General features: G+C 54.0%; 21 protein-coding genes. 14 read left to right on the top strand and 7 right to left on the bottom strand.

Features of this window, described 5'->3' with window-relative positions; genetic code table 11:
- Positions 1-79: 79 nt before the first annotated feature.
- The 3 genes from bioD to CKQ54_RS14220 all read right to left on the bottom strand — a co-directional run bounded on the left by bioD (position 80) and on the right by CKQ54_RS14220 (position 3,268).
- Positions 80-766 carry a dethiobiotin synthase gene (bioD, locus tag CKQ54_RS14230; RefSeq protein WP_120164001.1) on the bottom strand — a complete coding sequence of 229 codons (687 nt, stop codon included), beginning with the start codon at positions 764-766 and terminating at the stop codon, positions 80-82.
- Between the two features lie 209 nt (positions 767-975).
- Positions 976-2,199 (bottom strand): sugar metabolism global transcriptional regulator Mlc, encoded by a 1,224-nt coding sequence (mlc, locus tag CKQ54_RS14225; protein ID WP_112290476.1) that lies wholly within the window; start codon positions 2,197-2,199, stop codon positions 976-978.
- A 169-nt stretch (positions 2,200-2,368) separates the two neighbouring features.
- Positions 2,369-3,268 (bottom strand): LysR family transcriptional regulator, encoded by a 900-nt coding sequence (locus CKQ54_RS14220; protein ID WP_120164000.1) that lies wholly within the window; start codon positions 3,266-3,268, stop codon positions 2,369-2,371.
- A 142-nt stretch (positions 3,269-3,410) separates the two neighbouring features.
- Here CKQ54_RS14220 and CKQ54_RS14215 point away from each other — a divergent pair, with 142 nt between their 5' ends.
- The 12 genes from CKQ54_RS14215 (at position 3,411) to nth (ending at position 15,888) form a co-directional block, all read left to right on the top strand.
- Positions 3,411-4,703 (top strand): MFS transporter, encoded by a 1,293-nt coding sequence (locus CKQ54_RS14215; protein WP_120163999.1) that lies wholly within the window; start codon positions 3,411-3,413, stop codon positions 4,701-4,703.
- A 643-nt stretch (positions 4,704-5,346) separates the two neighbouring features.
- Complete coding sequence (locus CKQ54_RS25520; RefSeq protein WP_167459636.1) at positions 5,347-5,490, top strand: hypothetical protein; 144 nt, start codon at positions 5,347-5,349, stop codon at positions 5,488-5,490.
- An 80-nt stretch (positions 5,491-5,570) separates the two neighbouring features.
- Positions 5,571-6,776, top strand: coding sequence for an FAD-dependent oxidoreductase (locus CKQ54_RS14205; protein ID WP_120163997.1), 1,206 nt, complete (start codon positions 5,571-5,573; stop codon positions 6,774-6,776).
- A gap of 736 nt (positions 6,777-7,512) precedes the next feature.
- On the top strand, positions 7,513-8,880 hold the full coding sequence (gene dcuC / locus CKQ54_RS14200) for an anaerobic C4-dicarboxylate transporter DcuC (RefSeq protein ID WP_120163996.1): 1,368 nt from the start codon (positions 7,513-7,515) through the stop codon (positions 8,878-8,880).
- A gap of 255 nt (positions 8,881-9,135) precedes the next feature.
- The gene (locus CKQ54_RS14195; protein WP_112291513.1) at positions 9,136-9,576 is read left to right on the top strand and encodes a DUF2569 domain-containing protein; all 441 of its coding nucleotides are present in this window, start codon (positions 9,136-9,138) and stop codon (positions 9,574-9,576) included.
- A 40-nt stretch (positions 9,577-9,616) separates the two neighbouring features.
- The gene (gene rsxA / locus CKQ54_RS14190; protein WP_095922116.1) at positions 9,617-10,198 is read left to right on the top strand and encodes an electron transport complex subunit RsxA; all 582 of its coding nucleotides are present in this window, start codon (positions 9,617-9,619) and stop codon (positions 10,196-10,198) included.
- Entirely contained in the window at positions 10,198-10,764 is a 567-nt protein-coding gene (rsxB, locus tag CKQ54_RS14185; protein WP_120163995.1) for an electron transport complex subunit RsxB, read from the top strand. Before rsxA ends, rsxB begins: the two co-directional genes overlap by 1 nt.
- A 1-nt stretch (position 10,765) precedes the next feature.
- The gene (gene rsxC, locus CKQ54_RS14180; protein ID WP_120163994.1) at positions 10,766-12,871 is read left to right on the top strand and encodes an electron transport complex subunit RsxC; all 2,106 of its coding nucleotides are present in this window, start codon (positions 10,766-10,768) and stop codon (positions 12,869-12,871) included.
- Positions 12,872-13,924, top strand: coding sequence for an electron transport complex subunit RsxD (rsxD, locus tag CKQ54_RS14175; protein WP_112291518.1), 1,053 nt, complete (start codon positions 12,872-12,874; stop codon positions 13,922-13,924). It abuts the gene before it with no gap.
- Positions 13,925-13,933: 9 nt separating this feature from the next.
- The gene (gene rsxG / locus CKQ54_RS14170) at positions 13,934-14,566 is read left to right on the top strand and encodes an electron transport complex subunit RsxG (protein ID WP_120163993.1); all 633 of its coding nucleotides are present in this window, start codon (positions 13,934-13,936) and stop codon (positions 14,564-14,566) included.
- Positions 14,559-15,257, top strand: a complete 699-nt coding sequence (locus tag CKQ54_RS14165) for an electron transport complex subunit E (RefSeq protein WP_112291522.1) — start codon at positions 14,559-14,561, stop codon at positions 15,255-15,257. Before rsxG ends, CKQ54_RS14165 begins: the two co-directional genes overlap by 8 nt.
- Positions 15,250-15,888 carry an endonuclease III gene (gene nth, locus CKQ54_RS14160; protein WP_120163992.1) on the top strand — a complete coding sequence of 213 codons (639 nt, stop codon included), beginning with the start codon at positions 15,250-15,252 and terminating at the stop codon, positions 15,886-15,888. The genes CKQ54_RS14165 and nth overlap by 8 nt, the downstream gene beginning before the upstream one ends.
- Before the next feature lie 499 nt (positions 15,889-16,387).
- Here nth and CKQ54_RS14155 read toward each other — a convergent pair whose 3' ends face one another.
- From CKQ54_RS14155 to CKQ54_RS14140, 4 genes are all read right to left on the bottom strand, one after another.
- Complete coding sequence (locus CKQ54_RS14155; protein WP_120162887.1) at positions 16,388-16,882, bottom strand: YjjA family protein; 495 nt, start codon at positions 16,880-16,882, stop codon at positions 16,388-16,390.
- Positions 16,883-16,980: 98 nt separating this feature from the next.
- Positions 16,981-17,901: a LysR family transcriptional regulator gene (locus CKQ54_RS14150; RefSeq protein WP_120162886.1), complete on the bottom strand. Its 921-nt coding sequence runs from the start codon at positions 17,899-17,901 to the stop codon at positions 16,981-16,983.
- 48 nt (positions 17,902-17,949) lie between these two features.
- Positions 17,950-18,930: an alpha/beta hydrolase gene (locus tag CKQ54_RS14145; protein WP_120162885.1), complete on the bottom strand. Its 981-nt coding sequence runs from the start codon at positions 18,928-18,930 to the stop codon at positions 17,950-17,952.
- A gap of 166 nt (positions 18,931-19,096) precedes the next feature.
- Entirely contained in the window at positions 19,097-20,515 is a 1,419-nt protein-coding gene (locus tag CKQ54_RS14140) for a NarK family nitrate/nitrite MFS transporter (RefSeq protein ID WP_120162884.1), read from the bottom strand.
- Between the two features lie 358 nt (positions 20,516-20,873).
- Here CKQ54_RS14140 and narX point away from each other — a divergent pair, with 358 nt between their 5' ends.
- Both narX and narL read left to right on the top strand, forming a co-directional pair.
- On the top strand, positions 20,874-22,664 hold the full coding sequence (gene narX, locus CKQ54_RS14135; RefSeq protein WP_120162883.1) for a nitrate/nitrite two-component system sensor histidine kinase NarX: 1,791 nt from the start codon (positions 20,874-20,876) through the stop codon (positions 22,662-22,664).
- Positions 22,661-23,311, top strand: coding sequence for a two-component system response regulator NarL (gene narL / locus CKQ54_RS14130; RefSeq protein ID WP_112290142.1), 651 nt, complete (start codon positions 22,661-22,663; stop codon positions 23,309-23,311). Before narX ends, narL begins: the two co-directional genes overlap by 4 nt.
- Positions 23,312-23,315: the final 4 nt, after the last annotated feature.

Raw genomic sequence — 23,315 nt, 5'->3', positions numbered from 1 at the left:
CAAATTATAGACGTAAAAAAGGCTCCGGGTTTTGCACTCAGAGCCTCCGAACTGGCAAAATTTTGTGACAACGTCACCGTCAGGCGTGGGTCATTGTTTTGAGATTGAAGCTGGACAGGTCGATATACCTGGCCATATCGCGGCTTTCAGCGCGGGGTAAATACGGAATTTCCCCCAGAAGCGGTGCTGAAATATTGGCGCTTATCGCGTCAATCGTTTCCTGATAGTGAGCCAGGCACGGATTAATGCGATTTGCCACCCAGCCAATCAACGGTAAACCATCAGCAATAATTGCCTGCGCTGTTAATAATGCATGGCTGACGCAACCTTCCTGAATACCGACCACTAATACCACCGGCATATTTTGCTGGCGTACCCAGTCAGAATAAAAAAGATGCGGAGTAATCAATGTTCTCCAGCCATCACATCCTTCAACAACCACTGAATCCGCCTCTTCACGCATGAAATTAAGACCATTGGTCATTATTTCAAACACATTCCCGGGGATCTGGCTGGCATAAATATCTTCATCCGCCAACGCCAGAGGGGTTATTTTATTAAAAGGATAAGAAATAGAAGATGACTGCTGGAGAGTTACCGCATCTTTATTTCGAACCCCGTCGGCCAACTCCTGGCTGCCTGTTGCAATAGGTTTATAGCCTAAAACGCAGCGGTCCTGCGCGGCTAAGGCCTGAAGCAAGGCACGTGTGACAATGGTTTTACCTACACGGGCGTCCGTACCCGTGACGAAAAAGTGCGTTAACATGGAATTCAGGCTCCGGGATCTCTCCGTCTTATTGAAAGATAGTCGCCGGTAAGAAAACACCACCAGAGACAAAGTATCGACAGAAAGTCTAGGCGATGCGAGATGAGAGCAGTTTGCGTTAGCGCAATGTTTTGTCGACTCGGTGAGCAAAAATGCCGGAAGGCTTATAGCTATTTTATTAAGATAAACAACCTAACGTTATATAAAACTTAGCCTTGCAGTAATTTTATTATCAGGGAGCCGCTGTATAACGCGTCTTTGACTAATGCCGCACCGGGCATAGTTCCCTGATTATAGAATTGCGTCGATTCGAGTTTGATATTCTCGCTATATGCAGGAAGTGACTGCTGCTGAATACAGGACATTATCGCGGGATGGAGAATATCCTGAGATAAATTAAGCGGCGAGCCGATCAGCACTTTTTCCGGATTAAACAGATTCACCATGATCGCGAGAATTCGCCCTACGCTCTGACCGACACTGATAATCACATCGCGCGCCAGTTGATCGCCACGGTTAGCGGCGTCGCATACGGCCTCAATGGTCAGCGAAACCCCATGCAGTAAGCTGGCTGGAACCGGTACCGTCAGACGCTGACGTACAAGTTCGAGAATACTGTCCGTGCTGGCCACCGTCTCCAGACACCCATGATTGCCGCAATAACACCGCCTGCCGTAAGGATCCACCTGCGTATGACCAATTTCCGCCACACTGCTGCTACCCGCATGCAGAACGCGTCCGCTGGTGATAACGCCCACACCGACATTGTGATCAATCACTACCTGAACGACGTTTTTACAGCCACGGGAGGCGCCATAAAGCGACTCCGCCAGCGTCCACGCACCGATATCGTGCTGCACATAAACCGGCAGACCGGTATGTACGGAAAGCGTGTCGCCAAGCGGCATATCAAACACGTCATGGTAAAACGGCATACGGTGAACAATGCCCCTGCGTGCATCTATCATCCCCGGCAGGGTAATGGCGATGGCGGTAAGGCGTTCGAGTTTGCGCTGATGACGGATAAAGAACTGATCGATTTCAGAGATAATACGTTTGAGCAGCGGTTCCGGAGCCTGAACCGGCAATGGCAGCACTTCTTCCACTACCAGTTTACTGCTCAAATCCCGCAAACCTAAGGTCACGGTTCCGGGACTGATACGGGCAGAAAGGTAGTGCCAGGCCTGCGTATCCAGCGCCAGACCAATGGCCGGACGCCCGCGACTGCCGGGATCCTGAAACTCCGTTTCCAGCACCAGATGAGCCTGTAACAACTCGCGGACAATCTTGGTGATACTGGCCGGAGCCAGCTGTGCTTTTTTCGAAAGCTCGATACGCGAAATGGGACCAAACTGATCTATCAGGCGGTACACAGCACCGACATTGGTTTGTTTAATCTGGTCGATATGTCCTGGTTGCCCGTCGGGGATCACTCAAGGAGCTCCTGTTATTTTCGCGCTTCAAAATAAAGATTAGGGGTATGTTGGAGTTTTTGTTATATGTCGTCAACTATTTGATTCGTTATGTGATTTGGTGCACAAATTGCGTGAAAACACCCTCAGAATTGACTGGAAAAACAGCATGTTCTCAATAAGAAATCCGTCAGTCATCGTGGAGCAACAATGCCATAAACGCGCGGGTCGCCGCCGTAAGAGGACGAGTCGCATGATTCACCAGCCATAATTGCGTCGTGCCATGCAAATTGCCGAAGCGCAGATAGCGCACGCCTTCCACCTGAATCCGCAAATAAGACGCCGGTAAAATCGATACGCCCAGCCCTGCCGCCACCAGCCCGATGATCGTCAGTGGTTCCCCGACTTCCTGGGTGATAAACGGCGTAATGCCCTGCGCTTTCAACTGCCCGAGAATATCGTCGTACAGCGATGTACCGACATCTTTAGAGAAGAACACAAATGGCTGATCGGCCAGATGCTGAAACGTCAGTTCGCCCTCGGCCAGCGCATTAAGCGGATGGTCTTTATGGACTACCGCAATCAGGGGTTCAGTCAGTACCAGATGATGTTCCAGTTCCGGCGGCAGCTCGCCGTTGCGCATCATCCCCAGATCCAGTTTTCCTTCCAGCAGCGGTTCGATTTGCTGTTTGCTGTTGAGCTGTTCGATGCGGATATTCACGTCAGGATACGTCAGGCGAAACCGATGCAACGTACTTGAAACCCGGCGTAAAAACGGCGCCGAAGACGTCAGCCCGAGTGTCAGATTCCCGGATTCCCCGCGGTGAATACGCGCCGCCTGCGCCGAGGCCTCATCCACACGTTGTAAAATCTGACGCGCTTCTGACAGAAACACCTGACCCGCCTGCGTCAGCCGCACGGTGCGGTTACTGCGATAAAACAGTGCCGCGCCGACATGCGCTTCCAGCGCCTGAATTTGCTGGCTCAGCGGCGGCTGGGAAATATGCAAACGCTCCGCCGCCCGGCCAAAATGCAGTTCATCCGCAACCGCGATGAAATAACGTAAATGACGCAGCTCAATGTGACTCATAACGATGTCCGGTTGTTCCTGATTGATACTTTAAACATATCGTTTTCGATTGATTAATATATTAGACAATACAACGACTACTGTTAAAATTTTCATACATTTTAAAATTTAGTTTTACAGCCCATCGTATTAAGGATTTCCAGTGAAAACCTCCCGGCGGATTTCCGCTGCACCTGCTCAAGATTCTGTTAATGACGACGAATTAAATCCTGACTCGCCTGTCGCCCGCTCCGGTCTGAAAACTCCTTTTATCAAACGTGGTACGCCGCAATTTATCCGCGTTACGCTGGCTCTGTTTTCTGCGGGTCTGGCGACATTTGCGTTGCTGTATTGCGTGCAGCCGATTTTGCCGGTGTTGTCTCATGATTTCGGCGTATCACCGGCCACCAGCAGCCTGTCGCTGTCGTTATCGACCGGTCTGATGGCAATTGGGCTGTTGTTTACCGGGCCGGTTTCTGACGCCGTCGGGCGAAAATCGGTGATGGTGGTGGCGTTACTGCTCGCCGCAGGCTGCACGCTGGTTTGTTCCTTTATGCAGAGCTGGGACGGCATTCTCATCATGCGCGCGCTGATCGGTTTATCGCTCAGCGGCGTGGCAGCGGTAGCAATGACTTATCTGAGTGAGGAAATCCACCCGAGCGTAGTCGCCTTCTCGATGGGTTTATACATCAGCGGGAACTCGATCGGCGGCATGAGTGGCCGTTTAGTCAGCGGCGTGCTGACCGATTTCTTTTCATGGCGTATCGCCGTCGCGGTCGTCGGTTTCTTCGCCCTCGCCGCCGCGATTATGTTCTGGCGCATTCTGCCGCCTTCTAAGCATTTTCGCGCCAGCTCGCTCAAGCCCCGCAAACTGCTGATCAACTTCAAGCTGCACTGGCGTGACAGCGGTTTACCGTTACTTTTCGCCGAAGGTTTCCTGCTGATGGGCAGTTTCGTGACCATGTTCAACTACATCGGTTATCGTCTGCTTTCATCGCCTTATAACCTGAGCCAGGCCATTGTCGGGATACTTTCCATCGTCTATCTGATGGGGACTTACAGTTCGCCCAAGGCAGGCGTACTGACCGGCGTCTATGGCCGCGGCCCTGTTCTGATCGGCTCGACAGCCATCATGCTGCTGGGAATTTTGATCACCGCTTTTTCGCCGGTATGGCTGATTTTCATCGGCATGATCCTGGTCACCGGCGGGTTCTTCGCTGCGCACTCTGTGGCCAGCGGCTGGATTGGCCGTCGTGCGCGCCGTGCTAAAGGTCAGGCTTCGTCTTTATATCTGTTCAGCTACTACGCGGGATCGAGCGTCGCCGGGACGCTGGGCGGCTTCTTCTGGCATGCGTACGGATGGTACGGGATTACCGGGTTTATCAGTCTGATGCTGATTGTTGGCGTGGGTGTTGGGTTCCGGTTGATGCGGCTTTCTGAGGCAAAAGCCGCTTAATGCCATTTTGTGTGCAGAGGCCGCTGCAAAGGGGCGGTTTTTAAATCCACTTCGACTTCAAAATCAAAATCAATACCTTGGGCTCGCCGTCCAAACTGGCCCAAAGGTCAACACCTTGGGTTGCCACCCAAACTGGCCCTAAGGTCAACACCTTGGGTTGCCACCCAAACTGGCCCTAAGGTCAACACCTTGGGTTGCCACCCAAACTGGCCCTAAGAGGCGCCTATCGCCGCGCCTCTTAGGAATCTCCGGCTCTTTTACTGCGCGCTCCGCTCGCTGGCCATGTTTCAGGGACCACTGTGACAGGCTGGAAATCTTGCCGCTTTGCGGTTCCTTCACTCGGTCCTGGAGCCTCTGGTCTCCAGGCCGCTCCGTTCAGCAAGATTTCTGAATCGCCCGCACGATCTTAAATTCAACATCAAACTGATGTTTATCTTTTAGAAAAGTGGATTGGCGTGCTCAAAAATGGCACCGAATGAACGGTTCGAGACCTATGGCTCGAAACCTGAAATTCGGGAATCGCGTAGCGATGACATTTTGCGCCACTCACCAATGCACCAGAACATGTCCGTCATACCCGCGACAGCGCGCAGTGAAAAAAGCGCGGAGTCCAGAGGCCCGCGCGTTACCGGGTCTCTGGTCGGTGTGGGCCGACGCCCACGGTGTTGACCTTGAACTTGAAGTTGAAGTTGAAGTTGAAGTTGAAGTGGAATTTAAAAGCCGCCCCATTGCCACGGCTCTGGCAAAAAAAGCTTTGTTACAACGCTGGGCAGGAAATGTTCTGTGATGTAGCACGGGAGGAATTGACGCACATCGGCGCAAATGATAATTGTTATCATGTAAATTCATACCGTCAGGCAGGTTGTAATGGCACCGAATACAAAGTCCGCAGCAGCGTCCTGCTGCATCGTCGGCGGCGGTCCCGCAGGATTAATGCTGGGATATCTTCTGGCACGTAAGGGAATTGACGTCACCGTGCTGGAAAAACACAGCGACTTTTTGCGTGATTTTCGTGGCGACACCATCCATCCTTCAACGCTCGACATCATCTGGCAACTGGGATTTCTTGATGAATTCCTCGCCCTGCCGCATCAGCGTGCGGAAAAGCTGTACGGCGAAATCAATGGCAAAGAAACCACGCTGGCAGATTTCAGCCATTTACCCACGCAGTGCAAATTCATCGCGTTTATGCCGCAGTGGGATTTCCTTAATTTCATCGCAAGCAAGGCCGCACAACTGCCGAACTTTCATCTGATCCACAACGCGCAGGTGCTGTCGTTGCGGGAAGATAAATGTCAGGTTTCCGGTGTTCTTGCAGAAGTGAACGGCGAAACGCAGCATTTCGACGCTGATTTAGTGGTGGGTTGTGATGGCCGTAATTCCATCGTGCGTGAACAGGCCGGGATGGAAATCCGCCGTTATGGTGCACCGCGTGACGTGCTGTGGCTGAAAATCAACAAGCGCCCAGACGATCCGCAGTGGTCGATGGGACATCGTGGCCCGAAGAAAAACTTCATCATGATCGACCGCGGCGATTACTGGCAGTGCGGTTATTCGATCCCGAAAGACAGCCTGGATGGACTCAAAGCACAAGGCATCGCGCCTTTTCTCGACCTGCTGGCGGAAGTGTCACCATTTGAGCGCCCGCGTTTAGCCGACGATATTCTCAGCTGGGACGACGTCCGCCTGCTGGTGATCCGCATCGACCGCCTGAAAGAGTGGTCAAAACCGGGGCTATTGTGCATCGGCGACGCAGCCCATGCGATGTCACCGATTGGCGGCGTCGGGGTGAATCTGGCGATTCAGGATGCGGTTGCGACGGCGAATATCATTACGGAACCGCTGAAAGCCGGACGTCTTACGCTGCGGCATTTGAAGCGCATCCAGCGCCGCCGGACGTTCCCGACGTGGGCGACGCAGGCTTTACAGATTATGATCAGTAAAGCAGGACAGAAACAAAGGAAGCGCGCCCCTTCACGGCTGGAAATGTGGCTGCGCGGGCGGAAATTTATACCATTCCTTTTTGGACGCCTCATCGGAGTCGGGTTTTATCGGGAAATCCCGAAGCTTTGATTTTGGGTTAGCCATCCGAACTGGCCTTAAGATCTAGGTCTAGGTCAACACCTTGGGTTGCCACCCAAACTGGCCCTAAGAGGCGCCTATCGCCGCGCCTCTTAGGAATCTCCGGCTCTTTCACTGCGCGCTACCGCTCGCTGGCTATGTTTCAGGTATCGCAGTGACAGGCTGGAAATCTTGCCGCTGCGCGGTTCCTTCATTTCGGGATTGCAGCCTTGGGTCTGCAACCTCTCATTCAGCAAGCTTTCTGAAACGCCCGCACGATCTTAAATTCAACGGCAGACTGTTTTTCATCTTTTAAAAAGGTTGACTGGCGTGATCAAAAATGGCACCGAATGAACGGTTCGAGACCTATGGCTCGAAGCCTGAAATTCGGGAATCGTGCAGCGATGACATTTTGCGCCACTCACCAATGCGCCGGAACATGTCCGTCGTACCTGCGACAGCGCGCAGTTAAGAGCCCGGGGGGTCTTGGGGGGTGGCGGCGACAGGCCGCCCCCAAGTCGGTGTGGGCCGACGCCCACGGTCTTGAACTTGAAGTTGAAGTTGAAGTTGAAGTTGAAGTTGAAGATTGTTTGGTACGCCCCCGTGATCCCCATCAATCATCACAAATTTAAATATCCCCCCGCCTTTCATCACCCATAATTGATGAGCGTCATTACGCCCGTACCGTTATTTCGGCAAAGTTCCCGCCTTTCACTTGGATCCACATTTAATCTCGGGGAATACAATCATGCTGGAATTACTGATCGGACTGGTGGTCGCCGTGTTTGTCGGGCGCTATATCATCAAAGGCTATTCGCCCACCGGCGTCCTGATGGTCGGTGGTTTGTTGCTGCTGATTATCAGCGCAATCATGGGTCACAGTATCCTGCCGGAAGGCACTAAGAGTACCGGCTGGAACGCGACGGATATCGTCGAGTACGTCAAAATTCTGCTGATGAGCCGTGGTGGCGATCTCGGCATGATGATCATGATGCTGTGCGGTTTCGCGGCCTATATGACCCATATCGGCGCCAATGATGTGGTAGTTAAGCTGGCGTCGCGTCCGTTACAGATGATCAACTCGCCTTACATTTTGATGGTTGCGGCTTATATTCTGGCGTGCCTGATGTCTCTGGCAGTGTCTTCGGCGACCGGTCTGGGCGTGTTGCTGATGGCTACCCTGTTCCCGATTATGGTTAACGTCGGCATCAGTCGCGGTGCGGCGGCGGCGATTTGTGCTTCCCCTGCGGCGATTATTCTTTCTCCGACTTCAGGTGATGTCGTGCTGGCCGCGCAGGCCGCGAATATGCCGCTGGTGGATTTCGCCTTTAAAGTCACCCTGCCGATTTCCATAGCGGCCATTGTGGCAATGGCGGTCGCGCACTTCTTCTGGCAACGTTATCTGGATAAACGCGATACCACCACGCAGCTGGATGCCGTTGATTCCAATGCAGACGATGTGGTCGAAACGAATGCCCCCGCTTTCTACGCCATTTTGCCTTTCACGCCGATTATCGGTGTGCTGATTTTCGACGGTAAATGGGGCCCGAATCTGCATATCATCACCATCCTGGTGATTTGTATGTTGCTGACCGCCATTATAGAAACGCTGCGTAACCGTAACGGCAAAGCCGTCTTCGCCGGTCTGGACGTCGCTTATCGCGGCATGGCGGATGCCTTCGCCAACGTGGTGATGCTGCTGGTCGCGGCCGGCGTATTCGCGCAAGGACTGAGCACCGTCGGATTCATCAGCAGCCTGATCGGACTGGCGCAAAACTTTGGTTCAGGCAGCATTGTGATGATGCTGGTTCTGGTGGTGATCACCGTGCTTGCCGCCATGACAACCGGTTCCGGTAATGCCTCGTTCTATGCGTTCGTCGAACTCATCCCGAAACTGGCGGCAAAAATGGGCATTAACCCGGAATACCTGGTCATCCCGATGTTGCAGGCGTCTAACCTCGGCCGCACTATTTCTCCGGTTTCCGGCGTCGTGGTAGCCGTGGCCGGTATGGCAAAAATCTCGCCTTTCGAAGTGGTTAAACGTACCTCCGTTCCCGTGCTGGTCGGTCTGATCGTGGTGATCGTCGCCACCGAAATTCTGGTGCCGGTGCATTAAACCTCCCCGATTTTAATACCTGAAACATTCAGGCTGTATCAAGGCGGCAACTGAGTAAGTCCCCGGGAGCATACAAAAGTATGTGACCGGGGTGAGTGAAGACAGCCAACGCAGAGACGGCGTGAAGGATTAAGGTATTGATCACATAAATACGATAACGAGAATGCCTCTCACGGGTTAAGCTACTGCGCCTTGAAGGTCGGGGAACTCTCCCCGTGCTGATTTGATGGCGAAACCAGCGTGAGAAAAGCTTTTATGTCGAATAATCCGGGCTATAAACGTATTGGCGGGTGGTTACTGGCCCCGATGGCGTATCTGATTGTGACGCTGCTGAGCGTCGTATTAATGCTATTTTTGTTTTCAATGGCATTATTTGTGCCGGAATCGCGTGAATACTTATTCACCAACTCGCAGGCATTTACCCTGCAATGGTATTTCTCCGTGGTGACCACGCTGGCGATGGGGGCATTTACCGTCGCGGTATTGTGGCAATTCTGTAAGCGCGCAAGAGCCTTACCGAAAATGTATATTATCTGGTTATTATGTACGGTGCTTCTGGCGGTAAAAGCCTTTGCATTCTCGCCAGTTACTGATGATTTGGCCGTGCGTAACTTATTGTTACCTTTATTGGCCGCCGCCGTCTTTGTGCCTTATTTCAAGCGCTCATTGCGGGTAAAAGAAACCTTCACGGAATAACCCTGAGGTTTTTAATGTTTATTATGTCCGGGCAATTGTCATGACCTCTTATTTATTACTTTTTGTCGGCACTGTGCTGGTAAATAACTTCGTACTGGTTAAGTTTCTTGGCCTGTGCCCATTTATGGGCGTTTCCAAGAAACTGGAATCCGCTATTGGTATGGGGCTGGCGACCACGTTCGTCATCACCCTGTCGAATATCTGCTCGTGGATCGTCAACACTTTCATACTGATGCCGCTGGGACTGGTGTATCTGCGCACCATGGCCTTTATTCTGGTGATCGCAGTTGTGGTGCAGTTCACCGAAATGGTGGTGCGTAAAACCAGTCCGTCACTGTATCGCCTGCTGGGTATCTTCCTGCCGCTGATTACTACCAACTGCGCCGTGCTCGGCGTGGCGCTGCTGAACATCAACCAGCAGTTCAACTTTATGCAGTCCGCGCTGTACGGATTTGCCGCATCGCTCGGTTTCTCGCTGGTGATGGTGCTGTTCGCCGCCATTCGTGAACGTCTGGTGGTGGCTGACGTCCCTGCTCCGTTCAAAGGTTCTTCGATTGCGCTGGTCACGGCTGGCCTGATGTCATTAGCCTTTATGGGCTTCACAGGTCTGGTGAAATTCTAATGTTTGAATTATGGGAAGCGATTGGCGCGCTGACCGCTCTGGCGCTGGTTTTTGGCCTGCTGCTGGGCTACGCCTCGCGTCGTTTTGCGGTCGAAGGCAATCCGGTTGTCGATCAGATCGATGAGATCCTGCCACAAAGCCAGTGCGCGCAATGTGGATATCCCGGCTGTAAGCCTTACGCTGAAGCGGTTGCCAATGGCGACAGCATCAATAAATGTGTGCCGGGCGGCGAAGCGGTGATGCTCAAACTGGCGACCCTGCTTAACGTCGAACCGCAGCCAATGGGCGAAGACGCCGCTGCGGCAGTACCAGTACGCAAAGTCGCCTACATCGACGAGAGCAACTGTATCGGCTGCACCAAGTGCATTCAGGCTTGTCCGGTTGATGCCATTGTCGGTGCCACCCGCGCCGTGCATACCGTGATTACCGATTTATGCACCGGCTGTGACCTGTGCGTCGCACCGTGCCCGACGGACTGCATCGAAATGCTGCCAATAAAAACCACCACCGCAAACTGGAAATGGGATTTACAGTCCATTCCGGTTCAGGTCATCCATGCGGAGTAACATGTTTAATCTGTTTGCCGCGCTCAAAAAAGACAAAGTCTGGGACTTCGACGGCGGTATTCATCCGCCGGAAATGAAGAATCAGTCGAGCCACGTTCCGCTGCGCAACGTGCCGCTGCCTGAGCGCTTTATCATTCCTCTTCAGCAACACCTTGGCCCAGAAGGCGAGCTGTGCGTGAAAGCTGGCGACCGCGTATTAAAAGGTCAGCCGCTGACCACAGGTCGTGGCCGCACCGTGCCGGTTCATGCGCCGACATCCGGCGTAATCACCGCCATCGAGCCGCATATCACCGCGCATCCTTCCGGCCTGAAAGAACTGTGTGTGCTGATTGAAGCCGACGGCCAGGACACCTGGTGCGAGCGTGAATTCATTGCCGATTATCGCCAGCTTTCTGCCGATGAACTGAATCAGCGCATCAGTCAGGCCGGTATCGCCGGACTGGGCGGCGCAGGTTTCCCGACCGCCAGCAAACTGGCAGGCGGCCTGACGTCTACCCGCACGCTTATTCTCAATGCTGCCGAATGCGAACCTTACATCACCGCCGATGACCGGCTGATGCAGGAGCACGCAGCGGAAATCCTCGAAGGGACGCGTATTCTGTGCCACATGCTGCAACCGGAACGCGTGCTGATCGGTATCGAAGACAATAAACCGGAAGCCATTACCGCCTTTAAACACGCTATCAAAGCTGAACAGGCTGAAGGTGTGCGCATTGAACTGCGGGTAATCCCAACCAAATACCCTTCCGGTGGTGCCAAACAGCTGACCAAAATCCTGACCGGCCTTGAAGTGCCGAAAGGCCATCACTCGTCGTCCATCGGCGTGCTGATGCAAAACGTCGGCACCGTATTTGCTATCAAACGCGCGATTATCGACGGCGAACCACTGATAGAACGCGTGGTCACGCTGACCGGCGAAGCGATGGCAAAACCCGGCAACGTCTGGGCGCGTCTGGGCACACCGATTGAACATCTGATGCGTGAAGGCGCATTGCAGCCGCAGGGCGACAAAAAGATGGTGATTATGGGCGGCCCGCTGATGGGCTTTACCCTGCCATCGCTGAATGTCCCGGTGGTCAAAATTTCCAACTGTCTGCTGGCACCGTCTCAATCCGAACTGGGTGAACCGGAACCGGAAGAAGCCTGTATCCGCTGCAGCCTTTGCGCCGAATCCTGTCCGGCCGGTTTACTGCCGCAACAGCTTTACTGGTTCAGCAAAGGCGAAGAACACGAGAAAGCGCGTAAGCATAATCTCTTCGACTGTATCGAATGCGGTGCCTGTGCGTACGTCTGCCCGAGCAATATTCCGCTGGTGCAGTATTACCGTCAGGAAAAGGCCGAAATCCGCGCCATCGATGCAGAGACTGCCCGCGCCACCGAAGCCAAGGCACGTTTTGAAGCCAAACAGGCGCGCATGGAACGCGAGAAGTTAGCGCGTGAAGAGAAACACCAGAAAGCGGCAGTGAAACTGGACGAAGCACCGGCAACAGAAGCGCCATCTGCTGAAACAGCGGCACAGCAGCCTGCCGAAGCCGATCCGCGTAAAGCGGCGCTTGCTGCGGCTATTGCTCGTGCGAAAGCGAAAAAAGCCGCCGCTGAGCAGGAAATCCCGGTGGCTTCTGAGCCGGTGCCTGAGACTCCGCCTTCTGCGGAAGACGACCGCAAAGCCGCCGTGGCTGCGGCTATCGCCCGTGTGAAAGCGAAGAAAGCCGGCAACAGCGGCGTTGTGGTCGAAGCGAAAGAAAGCGAACTGGCCGTTGCCCCGCAGGCGCCGGCAGAGGATGATCGCAAAGCCGCTGTCGCCGCGGCCATTGCCCGTGTGAAAGCCAAAAAGGCCGCTGCGGCACAACCTGCAAATGGCGAAGAAAACGTGACAGCGTCACCTGCCGAGCCCTCCGCAGACGATAAACGCAAGGCCGCTGTTGCCGCGGCGATTGCCCGTGCTAAAGCAAAAAAAGCTGCTGCACTGAGTGAAGCGCAGGACGCTGAACCGGAAGAAAAAGAAACATCACAACAAGAAAGCGATCCACGCAAAGCCGCTGTGGCTGCTGCGATCGCACGAGTTAAGGCCCGTAAAGCCGCTCAGACAATGTCGAACGAGGAATAAATGGCCTTCAGGATCGCAAGTTCACCTTTTACGCATAACCGCCAGAACACCAGCACCATCATGATGATGGTAATTCTGGCGTGTATTCCCGGCCTGATCGCTCAGGTCTGGTTTTTTGGCTACGGCACGCTGGTTCAGCTGACGCTGGCTATCGTGATTGCCCTGCTGGCGGAAGGCGCGGTTTTACAGCTGCGCAAACAGCCGGTAAAAAAACGTCTGGGCGATAACAGCGCCCTGCTGACTGCGGTTTTGCTGGGCGTCAGCCTGCCGCCGCTGGGTCCGTGGTGGATGGTGGTTCTCGGCACGATTTTCGCCATCATCATTGCCAAACAGCTTTATGGCGGTCTGGGTCAGAATCCGTTTAACCCGGCCATGGTAGGTTACGTTGTTTTGCTGATTTCGTTCCCGGTGCAGATGACCACCTGGCTGCCGCCGGATGTTTTACAGCATCATCACGTCGGATTCACCGACACGCTGCTGACCATTTTCACAGGGCATAACAGTCAGGATCTGACCGCGTATCAGCTGAATATGAACGTTGATGGCGTCACGCAGGCGACACCGCTGGATGCGTTTAAAACCGGTCTGCGTTCCGGTCATACAGCCGATCAGATCCTCGGAACCCCGCTGTTCAGCGGCACGCTGGCCGGTCTGGGCTGGCAGTGGATTAACCTCGGCTTCCTGGCCGGTGGCCTGTTCCTGATGTGGCGCAAAATCATCAGCTGGCACATTCCGGTTGCCATGCTGGGTATGCTGGCCTTCTGCGCGGGTATCGCGTGGGGTCTGGCACCAGAAAGCTATTCCTCGCCGCTGGTCGGGCTGTTCTCCGGTGCGACCATGCTGGGCGCGTTCTTTATCGCGACCGACCCGGTTACGGCATCTACCACGCCGAAAGGCCGCCTGATTTTTGGTGCGCTGATTGGTTTGCTGGTATGGCTTATCCGCAGTTACGGCGGTTATCCGGATGGCATCGCTTTTGCGGTTTTACTGGCGAATATCACCGTGCCATTGATTGATCACTACACACAACCACGTGTTTACGGGCATCGCTGAGGAAGAATTATGTTAGCTACAATGCGACGCCACGGCCTGATCCTGGCTTTTTTTGGCGCACTGATGACCGGCATGACAGCGCTGGTCAATCTGATGACCAAACCGACGATTGAACATCAGGCGCTGTTACAGCAAAAATCCCTGTTTGATCAGGTGATCCCGGCCAGCGTCTACGATAACGACATGCAGAATGAATGTTACAACGTCACCGATGAATCACTCGGCACCGCCACCCCGCACCGCATGTATCTGGCGCGCAAAAATGGTCAGCCGGTGGCGGCTGTGGTAGAAACCACCGCGCCTGACGGCTATTCCGGGGCGATTCAGTTACTGGTTGCCGCTGATTTTCATGGGAAAGTGTATGGTTCCCGCGTGCTGGAACAGCATGAAACACCGGGACTGGGTGACAAAATCGAAGTGCGCATTTCCGACTGGATCAAACATTTTGCCAATCAGACCATTAACGGTCCGACCGACGAACGCTGGGCGGTGAAGAAAGATGGCGGTATGTTTGATCAGTTCACGGGTGCGACGATCACGCCGCGCGCCGTTGTGCGTTCAGTAAAACGCACTGCATTATTTATCGGGACGGTACCGTCTCAGCTTTCCCACCTCACCCCTTGTGGAGCCCGTGATGAGTGAAGCCAAAAAGATAATCGTTCAGGGTCTGTGGACCAATAACTCCTCGCTGGTTCAGCTGCTGGGGCTTTGTCCGCTGCTGGCCGTGACGTCCACCGCCACCAACGCCCTGGGTTTAGGTCTGGCGACCACGCTGGTGCTGACCTGTACCAACGCCATGATTTCCGCGTTTCGTAAGTGGATCCCAGATGAAATCCGCATCCCGATTTACGTGCTGATTATTGCCTCGGTGGTGAGTACCGTGCAGATGCTGATCAATGCGTACGCGTTCGGTCTGTATCAGGCGCTGGGGATTTTTATCCCGCTGATCGTCACCAACTGTATTGTGGTCGGACGCGCCGAAGCCTGCGCGGCCAGCAGCCCTGTCCATCTGGCTGCCCTCGACGGTGCCATGACGGGTCTGGGCGCGACCTGTGCGATGTTTGTGCTTGGTTCGATGCGTGAAATTCTCGGCAGTGGCGTGTTGTTCAACGGCGCAGATCTGCTGCTCGGCAGCTGGGCGAAAGTGCTGCGCGTGGAAGTGCTGCATCTGGACAACCCGTTCCTGCTGGCGATGTTACCGCCGGGCGCATTTATCGGCCTCGGCCTGCTGCTGGCCGCCAAATACCTGATTGATCAGCGCATGAAAGCGCGCAAAGCCGTGCAGCATGTCGCGGCTGAAGAAAGTCTGCCAAAGGGAAGTGTTCATGAATAAGGAAAAGCGCATCGAAATTCTCAGCCGTTTGCGGGATAACAACCCGCATCCGACCACTGAACTGGTGTACACCACCCCGTTCGAGCTGCTGATTTCGGTTCTGCTTTCCGCGCAAGCCACGGATGTCAGCGTAAATAAGGCGACAGCAAAGTTATATCCGGTCGCCAACACCCCTGCATCCGTTCTGGCGCTTGGCGTGGACGGCGTGAAGGAATACATCAAGACCATCGGCCTGTTTAATGCTAAAGCCGAAAACGTGATCAAAACCTGTCGTATCCTGCTGGAAAAGCACAACGGCGAAGTGCCGGAAGATCGCGCTGCTCTGGAAGCCCTGCCGGGCGTAGGCCGTAAAACCGCCAACGTGGTACTGAACACCGCTTTTGGCTGGCCGACCATCGCCGTCGATACGCACATTTTCCGCGTCTGCAACCGGACGAAGTTTGCACCGGGGAAAACTGTCGATGACGTCGAAGAGAAATTACTGAAAGTGGTGCCCGCCGAGTTCAAGCTCGACTGCCATCACTGGCTGATCCTGCATGGTCGCTACACCTGTATTGCGCGCAAGCCGCGGTGCGGGAGTTGTCTGATTGAAGATTTGTGTGAGAGTAAAGAGAAGGTTTATGCGGAGTGAAAGGGCTTCCCTTTGAATCCCTTTAAATGGCTTTAAAAGCTTTAAATAGAATTGAGTAAATTTCGGTTTTTCAATTACGGTTATCACATGGCCTTTCGTGCCGAAACCGACCAGAGGGGAAAGGCTTTTCCCCTCTGAACTCCCCTCGCTTTTTCAAACACGTGATCCGCGCGCTGGCTATGTTTCAGCAACCACAGCGACAGGCTGGAAATCTTGCCGCTGCGCGGTTCCTTCGTTTCGGGATTGCAGCCTATGGTCTGCAACCTCTCATTCAGCAAGCTTTCTGAATCGCCCGCAGGATCTTAAATTCAAAAAGCAGAAGGAATTTATCTTTTAAAAATATGGATTGGCAACTCGGTCTGCTCCCTCCCCTGCGAAGGGGAGGGTTGGGGTGGGGTATTAAATAAAAATCAAAGAGTTAAAGTTTGCTTTGACTGCTATTTTATCTGCTAAACCCCCTCCCGACCTCCCCCTTCGCAGGGGGAGGAGAAAGTCAAAATCAAATAAATGATTTCGCCTGCTTCAGCACCACATCACACGCTTTAGTTTTTACTTTCTCTTTTACCTGCGTCAGGCCGCTGCCGAGATTGTTCAGATCCACACTCTGATCTTTACCGGTTTTCAGTAAACCGCCCAGCCCTTGCTGATAATCCTGACTTTCTGCGCCGGAAGCACTCTGGATCCCCAGTTTGTTCAGCAACTGGTCTTTCACGTTTTCAGTGCTGGCTTTGGAAAGCACATTATTTTTCACGCAGTATTGCAACACACCCGCCGCGTTGGATGCGCTGGTCGAGGTCAGGGCGCTGTCGCCGCCGCTGAGCAGGGATGTCAGCGAAGAGGTGGTACCCGTTGAACCGGTTTTGCTGGTGCCATTCAGTCCGTCGCTGGCAGCCTGCTGCAGTTGTCCCAGAAGATTATTTGAGGCCTGTGCGCCTGCAGAAAGTAAAATTCCCGCAGAGGCCATCGCCAGAATAACCGCTTTCAAAGTTTTCATGTCTTACTCCATCCATTTCACATAAGTATTGCGGCAAATCTTGGGCTTAAAGTTTCATGACATCAATAGGAATACCGGAGAGAAACGGCCGGAAATGTTTATTTCGCGGACTTCTGCATTTGCTGCTGCGCCAGCCAGGCACCCGCTGCGGTGAAGAAATGCTGCGCCAGCGGCGTTGCTCTTCCCCCTTCGGCGACCACCAGCGCGGCGTGGCGGCTCATCGGGGTGATATCCAGCGGACAACGTTTCAGCGCAGGATGCATTTCATCAATCAGATGCCCGCGCGGTACCAGCGCGCAGCCGATACCGACAAAAACGCCCTGCATCAGCTGGAAAATAGAGGTACTTTCCAGCGTCGGATGCAATTCCAGCCCGGACTGGCGGAAGAAATTATCCAGATAACGCCGGAAATAACGGCTCGGTTCAGACAGACATAACGGCAATGCAATCGCCTGTTCGGCAGTCATCAGTTCAATGTCCTGCAACTGCGGGAAATGGTCCGGGTGATACACCACGTCAACACCGCCATCGTCGAGCGGCACCAGCTGGAAACGCAGCTCATTTAGCGTCGAGAACTCAAAGAAACCGATCCCCACATCTACCGAATGACTGCTCAGCGCTTCAATCAGCTGATCGGCGCTGACTTCCGAAACACGGTAATCCAGCCCCGGATGCGCTTCGCTGACAGCTTTGATCAGTTGCGCCAGTGACACGCTGCATTGCGGCATGACGCCGATACGCAAGGTGCCGCTCATGCCCTGTTTCAGCGATTCAACTTCCAGTTTCAGGCCTTCATAGACGGCGACGATTTCACGCGCCCAGCTGAGGACGCGCAGCCCTTCAGCGGTAAACCCCTCAAAGTTATTACCGCGATTGATCAGATTAAGGTCGAGTTCTTTTTCGAGGTTCTTGAGACGCATCGACAGCGTCGGCTGGCTGACAAAGCTGGCTTCCGCCGCCCTGCCAAAATGCCGTTCACGCTCGAGGTTACAGAGATAGATAAGTTGTTTGATATCCAATTGAGTGTCTGATTCAGCCGGTAGTTTTGCCTGATTGAGTGTTGCCTATTATAAGCCAAAGTCATGGGTATGACGCAGCGGATTAAAACCGGCTAAGGCATCCTGACGCTGTTTACGGGCACGGCGGGCCAGAGCATACGCCGGATCGCCATTGAAACCGTGGAATCCGCCCGGATAGATGCTGAATTCTACCGGCACGCCAGCGCGGATTAACCGGCGGGCATACTCAATATTCTCATCCAGGAATAAATCAATCGAACCGACACCCATCCAGACCGGAGGTAATCCGCCGAGATCTTCCGCGCGGGCAGCGGCTGCGTAGCAGGAAATTTCAGGCAAACCCGCCTCATGCCCGAGATACGCGTGCCAGCCGAAACGGTTGTCCTGACGCGTCCACGAAAACTCGCCGGTGACCGGATTGGGGTTGGGATCGGTGACGGTACGGTCGTCGAGCATCGGGTACATCAGGTTCTGAAACGCCAGCTTTGGGCCACCACGGTCGCGGGTCAGCAATGCCAGCGACGCTGCCAGACCGGCACCCGCGCTGTCGCCCATGACGCCGATATGCGAAGGGTCAATGCCAAGTTCATCTGCCTGTGCGGTCATCCAGACCAGCGCGGCATAGCAGTCTTCCAGCGGACCGGGGAAAGGCGTTTCCGGCGCGAGCCGGTAATCTACCGAGACAATCACGCAATCCTGCTGCGCCGCCGTCGGGCGCGTCAGTGGCATCGACTGTTCCGGACTGCCGAGCACATAGCCGCCACCGTGAATATGCAGGATGCCCATCCGCCCTTTCCGTTGATGCTGCGGCGAAATCACCACCACACGCACTGCGGGCGAATCTTCACCTGCTGAAATGTGATGTTGAGTCACCGTCACCGGCAATCCGTCATCATGTAACAGACTTTCCAGTGCCGCCGCCTGACGCTGCTCACGCATGGCGGGTAAATCGGAGGCTTCAAGCACGCGATCCGGCATATCTGCCAGCAACGGGCGCAGCTCGGGGTCAACAAGATGGGCAGTTTTCATTGCGGGAACCCTGTGAGAAATTATTTATCCCGTTATTTATAACGCCATCCGCCGGTTTTAAAAAGTCTGAATCGTTATGGCTTATACCTGATTAGGTTCAGTATTTACTGTTGATCAGAATACAAAAAAGGGGCCGAAGCCCCTTCCGTCATTTAGCAAAGTGCGATTATTTATTGCTTTGTTTGGTCGCAAAACCTTTGTTCAGTTTGCGCCAGTACACCAGCCAGGTGATCAGCGCACAAACCACGTAAAACACCAGGAAGACTTTCATCGCGCCAGCCGGTGAACCGGTCATCGCCAGTGAAGTACCGAACGCTTTAGGAATAAAGAACCCGCCAATCGCGCCGATTGAAGAGATAAAACCGAGCGCCGCAGCAGTATCCGTCACCGCTTCACGCAATGCTTCATCATCACTAGCACCGCGTGCTTTAGCCTGATCGGTAGTCAGTTTACGGAAGATCACCGCAATCATCTGGTAGGTGGAACCACTGCCCAGACCGGCCGTCAGGAACAGCACCATGAATACGGCGAAGAACGCCGGGAAGTTACCGCCCACGCCGCCAACCGGCAGGGTCAGGAACAGCAGACCTGCAAAAATCGCCATCACAATGTAGTTCACCAGCGTCACGCGGATACCGCCGAGACGGTCAGACAACATGCCGCCCGCAGAACGCGCCAGCGCACCGAAGAACGGGCCGAAGAAAGCGAATTGCAGAATGTTTACTTCAGGGAACTGAGTTTTAGTCAGCATGGCAAAACCGGCAGAGAAACCGATAAAAGAGCCGAACGTAGCCAGATACAACACGCTCATGATCCACAGGTGGCCGCGCTTGAGCACCGGCAACTGCTGGCGGATTGACGCTTTAGATGACGCCAGATCATTCATGCCGAACCATGCTGCAATCGTACCGATCAGCAGGAAAGGCACCCAGATCCACGCCGCATTTTGCAGCCACATGTCTGAACCGTTCGCCAGCGTTTGTTTGTCACTGAACGCCGCGAAAACGCCAAGGGAAATCACCAGCGGAGCAACCAGTTGCATCACGCTCACGCCCAGATTACCCAGACCGCCATTAATACCCAGTGCGCCGCCCTGCTTCGCTTTAGGGAAGAAGAAGCTGATGTTGGACATGCTCGAGGCGAAGTTTGCACCACCGAAGCCGCACAACAGCGCGATGATCAGGAAGACGTTATAAGAGGTGCTGGTATCCTGCACCGCAAAGCCCAGCCATGCACATGGCAGGATCAGGAAAACGGTGCTGATTGCTGTCCAGCGACGACCGCCAAACAGCGGGATCATAAAGGAGTAAGGTACGCGCAGCAGTGCGCCGGAAACTGACGGGATCGCTGTCAGCATGAACAGCTGATCGGTGGTGAAGTTAAAACCGACTTTGTTCAGATTGACAGAAACCAGGCTGAACAGCATCCAGACACAAAAACCCAGCAGCAAACAGGGAACAGAAATCCACAAATTTCGGCTGGCCACTTTATGCCCGGTCTTTTCCCAAAATTCCGGATCTTCCGGACGCCAGTCCTGCAAAAGGCGGGACGGTTTTTCCGCCGGTGAAGCTGATGTATGTGACATGTTTACCTCGGGTGGCAACGCATTGTTGTTGTAATGATTAAGTTATGTCGCACACACTAGGTAGAGCCCCGCCTCCCGATGTTGATACAAATCAACGCAACAGCAGGTGGATCATGGCCAGAAAATGACCACAAATCCTTTATGAGTATTCGGCGAGTTTCCAATAAACTGCTAATATTCATAAAGTTGGTAAAGAGTTCCCTGCCCCATTTTTACCGGCAAGACCCACATGGAAATAAAGGAGTAATCATAAAGAGGTATAGGGAAACGCCCTGTGATCATAAAAAATGCCCACTCCGTACAGGACTGTGGCGATCCACACTTTTAACTATCCCGATAAATTCCAGGAATTCGATTCATGCTTAAACGTGTTCTGCCTTCTCTTTCGCTGGTCAGCCAGACAACATTACTGATGTTGCTGCTCGGCCTGCTGGGTATTGGCGGAATGAGTATGGCAGCGTGGATGGCGGGTAGTATCGAAGGCAACGCCCACGCGATTAATAAAGCCGGCTCGCTGCGTATGCAAAGCTACCGGTTGTTGTCCGAAGTGCCGCTCGAAGGGAAAAACACCGCGTATATTCGCCAGATTGAAGCCGACCAGAACAGTGTCGATTTGCTGCAGGCGGTAGAGCGCGAAAACCTGCAACCGCAGTTCCAGGCACTGCGTAATTACTGGCAAACAACGCTGCGGGATCAGATTCTGACCGCGAAGCATCCGCAGGACGTCTCGGCCAATATCGCGGTCTTCGTGGGTCAGCTTGATGTGCTGGTCGCCGAACTGGAACATAAAACTGAATACCACTTACAGCAGATTTCGCTTATCCAGCGCGGTCTGGTCGCTGTAACGCTTCTGCTGCTGGCGCTGACCATCTGGTTTCTGCGCCGTCATTTGCTGGCCCCGTGGAGAAGTCTGCTCTCACAGGCCAGTGCCATCACCGCCGGTGATTTCAGCCATCGTTATCAGCGCAAACGGGTTGCCAATGGTGATGCACATAATGAAATGGATATTCTCGGCGACTCGCTGAACAGCATGTCCCTGGCGCTGGCGGAGTTGGTCGATAATCTGGCGCAGCGTGTGGCGGAGAAAACCGCTGATTTACAGCAGAAAAATCAGATGCTGGATTATCTGTATCGCGTGAGCCGTCAGCTTCACACCAGCGAGCCGCTCGAAGCGCGAATGGAACCGGTGCTGAAAGAATTGCAGTCGCTGACTCCGCTGAGTGGCGTGCAACTGCGGCAATACGAAAATAACAGCGCCGAAGTGTTCAACGAATTCAGCAATGCTTCACCACGTCAGCCTGTCAGTCCGAAAGTCGGGGAACATGCGAATGACGGTGGCGAGTCTTTGAGCTGGAGTCTGCGTGATGAGCGTGAAAATTACGGCGTGTTACTGGCGCAACTGCCGCCGGGCAAGAATCTGAATGATGCACATCAGCAGCTGATAAGTACCTTGCTTGAGCAACTGACCAGCACGCTGATGCTGGCGCGTCAGGCCGAACATCAGCAACAGCTGATGCTGATGGAAGAACGTTCGGCAATTGCCCGCGAGCTGCATGATTCGCTGGCGCAGTCGCTTTCCTGCCTGAAAATTCAGGTCGCCTGTCTGCAAATGCACGCTGCTGCTTTCAGCGAAGAAGATCAGAATGTGCTGCAACAAATGCGCGATGAACTGAGTACGGCTTATCGTCAGTTGCGTGAATTGCTGACCACGTTCCGCCTGACGCTCAATACTCCCGGCCTGCGGGCTGCGCTGCAACATACGGTCGATGAATTCTCACGCCGCATGGGACTGACGATAGATTTTGATTACCAGATCCCGCCGCGTTCCGTGCCGGCCAATCAGGGCATTCACCTGCTGCATATCGCCCGTGAAGCGCTGAACAATGCCTATAAGCACGCTAACGCCACGCAGGTTTCGCTTTCACTGCATTGCGTCGACGGTGAAATCACGCTGCGCATTTGCGATAACGGCGAAGGTATTTCGCCGAATGTTGAACGACAAAATCATTATGGTCTGATCATCATGCAGGATCGCGCCAGCACCTTACACGGTAAATGTCGGGTTGCCCGACGCCCGGACGGCGGCACAGAAGTGACAGTCCGTTTTCGTCCGGAAGCACTGCCCATTAATCCCCAGGAGCAAGTATGAACGACATGACCCCTTCCACTATTTTGCTGATTGACGATCATCCGATGCTGCGCAATGGCGTCAAACAGCTGATTGCGCTGGATACCAGCCTGAAGGTGATTGGCGAAGCCAGCAACGGCGAACAGGGAGTGGAACTGGCGAAACAGCTCGATCCCGACCTGATCTTGCTTGATCTGAACATGCCGGGCATGAACGGCCTTGATACGCTCGACAGTATGCGTCAGACCTCGCTTTCCGGCCGCATTGTGGTGTTCAGCGTATCGAATCATGAAGATGACGTGGTGACGGCACTTAAACGCGGCGCAGACGGCTATTTACTCAAAGATATGGAGCCGGAGGATTTGCTGACGGCGTTGCACAACGCCGCCGCCGGAAAAATGGTACTGAGTGAAGCCCTGACGCCAGTGCTGGCCGCCAGCCTGCGGGAAAGCCGCCCGAGCGGCGACCGCGATATCCAGTCTCTGACGCCGCGCGAGCGCGACATCATCAAACTGATCGCAGAAGGTTTGCCGAATAAGATGATCGCCCGCCGTCTGAATATCACCGAAAGTACGGTGAAAGTTCACGTCAAACATCTGCTGAAAAAAATGAAGCTAAAATCCCGCGTCGAAGCCGCAGTGTGGGTATTGCAGAGTAATGTGCTTTGACAGT

Origin of the sequence: Rahnella variigena (genome assembly GCF_003610915.1) — a bacterium.
Taxonomy (GTDB): Bacteria; Pseudomonadota; Gammaproteobacteria; order Enterobacterales; family Enterobacteriaceae; genus Rahnella; species Rahnella variigena.
Note: the sequence above shows the minus strand (reverse complement) of the source record. Positions and strands in the feature narration are given on the sequence as shown.

Coding starts and splice junctions, on each gene's coding strand:
- bioD (WP_120164001.1), bottom strand. CDS start 766: ATGTTAACGCACTTTTTCGTCACGGGTACGGACGCCCGTGTAGGTAAA.
- CKQ54_RS14220 (WP_120164000.1), bottom strand. CDS start 3,268: ATGAGTCACATTGAGCTGCGTCATTTACGTTATTTCATCGCGGTTGCG.
- CKQ54_RS14205 (WP_120163997.1), top strand. CDS start 5,571: ATGGCACCGAATACAAAGTCCGCAGCAGCGTCCTGCTGCATCGTCGGC.
- dcuC (WP_120163996.1), top strand. CDS start 7,513: ATGCTGGAATTACTGATCGGACTGGTGGTCGCCGTGTTTGTCGGGCGC.
- CKQ54_RS14195 (WP_112291513.1), top strand. CDS start 9,136: ATGTCGAATAATCCGGGCTATAAACGTATTGGCGGGTGGTTACTGGCC.
- rsxA (WP_095922116.1), top strand. CDS start 9,617: ATGACCTCTTATTTATTACTTTTTGTCGGCACTGTGCTGGTAAATAAC.
- rsxB (WP_120163995.1), top strand. CDS start 10,198: ATGTTTGAATTATGGGAAGCGATTGGCGCGCTGACCGCTCTGGCGCTG.
- rsxC (WP_120163994.1), top strand. CDS start 10,766: ATGTTTAATCTGTTTGCCGCGCTCAAAAAAGACAAAGTCTGGGACTTC.
- rsxD (WP_112291518.1), top strand. CDS start 12,872: ATGGCCTTCAGGATCGCAAGTTCACCTTTTACGCATAACCGCCAGAAC.
- rsxG (WP_120163993.1), top strand. CDS start 13,934: ATGTTAGCTACAATGCGACGCCACGGCCTGATCCTGGCTTTTTTTGGC.
- CKQ54_RS14165 (WP_112291522.1), top strand. CDS start 14,559: ATGAGTGAAGCCAAAAAGATAATCGTTCAGGGTCTGTGGACCAATAAC.
- nth (WP_120163992.1), top strand. CDS start 15,250: ATGAATAAGGAAAAGCGCATCGAAATTCTCAGCCGTTTGCGGGATAAC.
- CKQ54_RS14155 (WP_120162887.1), bottom strand. CDS start 16,882: ATGAAAACTTTGAAAGCGGTTATTCTGGCGATGGCCTCTGCGGGAATT.
- CKQ54_RS14145 (WP_120162885.1), bottom strand. CDS start 18,930: ATGAAAACTGCCCATCTTGTTGACCCCGAGCTGCGCCCGTTGCTGGCA.
- CKQ54_RS14140 (WP_120162884.1), bottom strand. CDS start 20,515: ATGTCACATACATCAGCTTCACCGGCGGAAAAACCGTCCCGCCTTTTG.
- narX (WP_120162883.1), top strand. CDS start 20,874: ATGCTTAAACGTGTTCTGCCTTCTCTTTCGCTGGTCAGCCAGACAACA.
- narL (WP_112290142.1), top strand. CDS start 22,661: ATGAACGACATGACCCCTTCCACTATTTTGCTGATTGACGATCATCCG.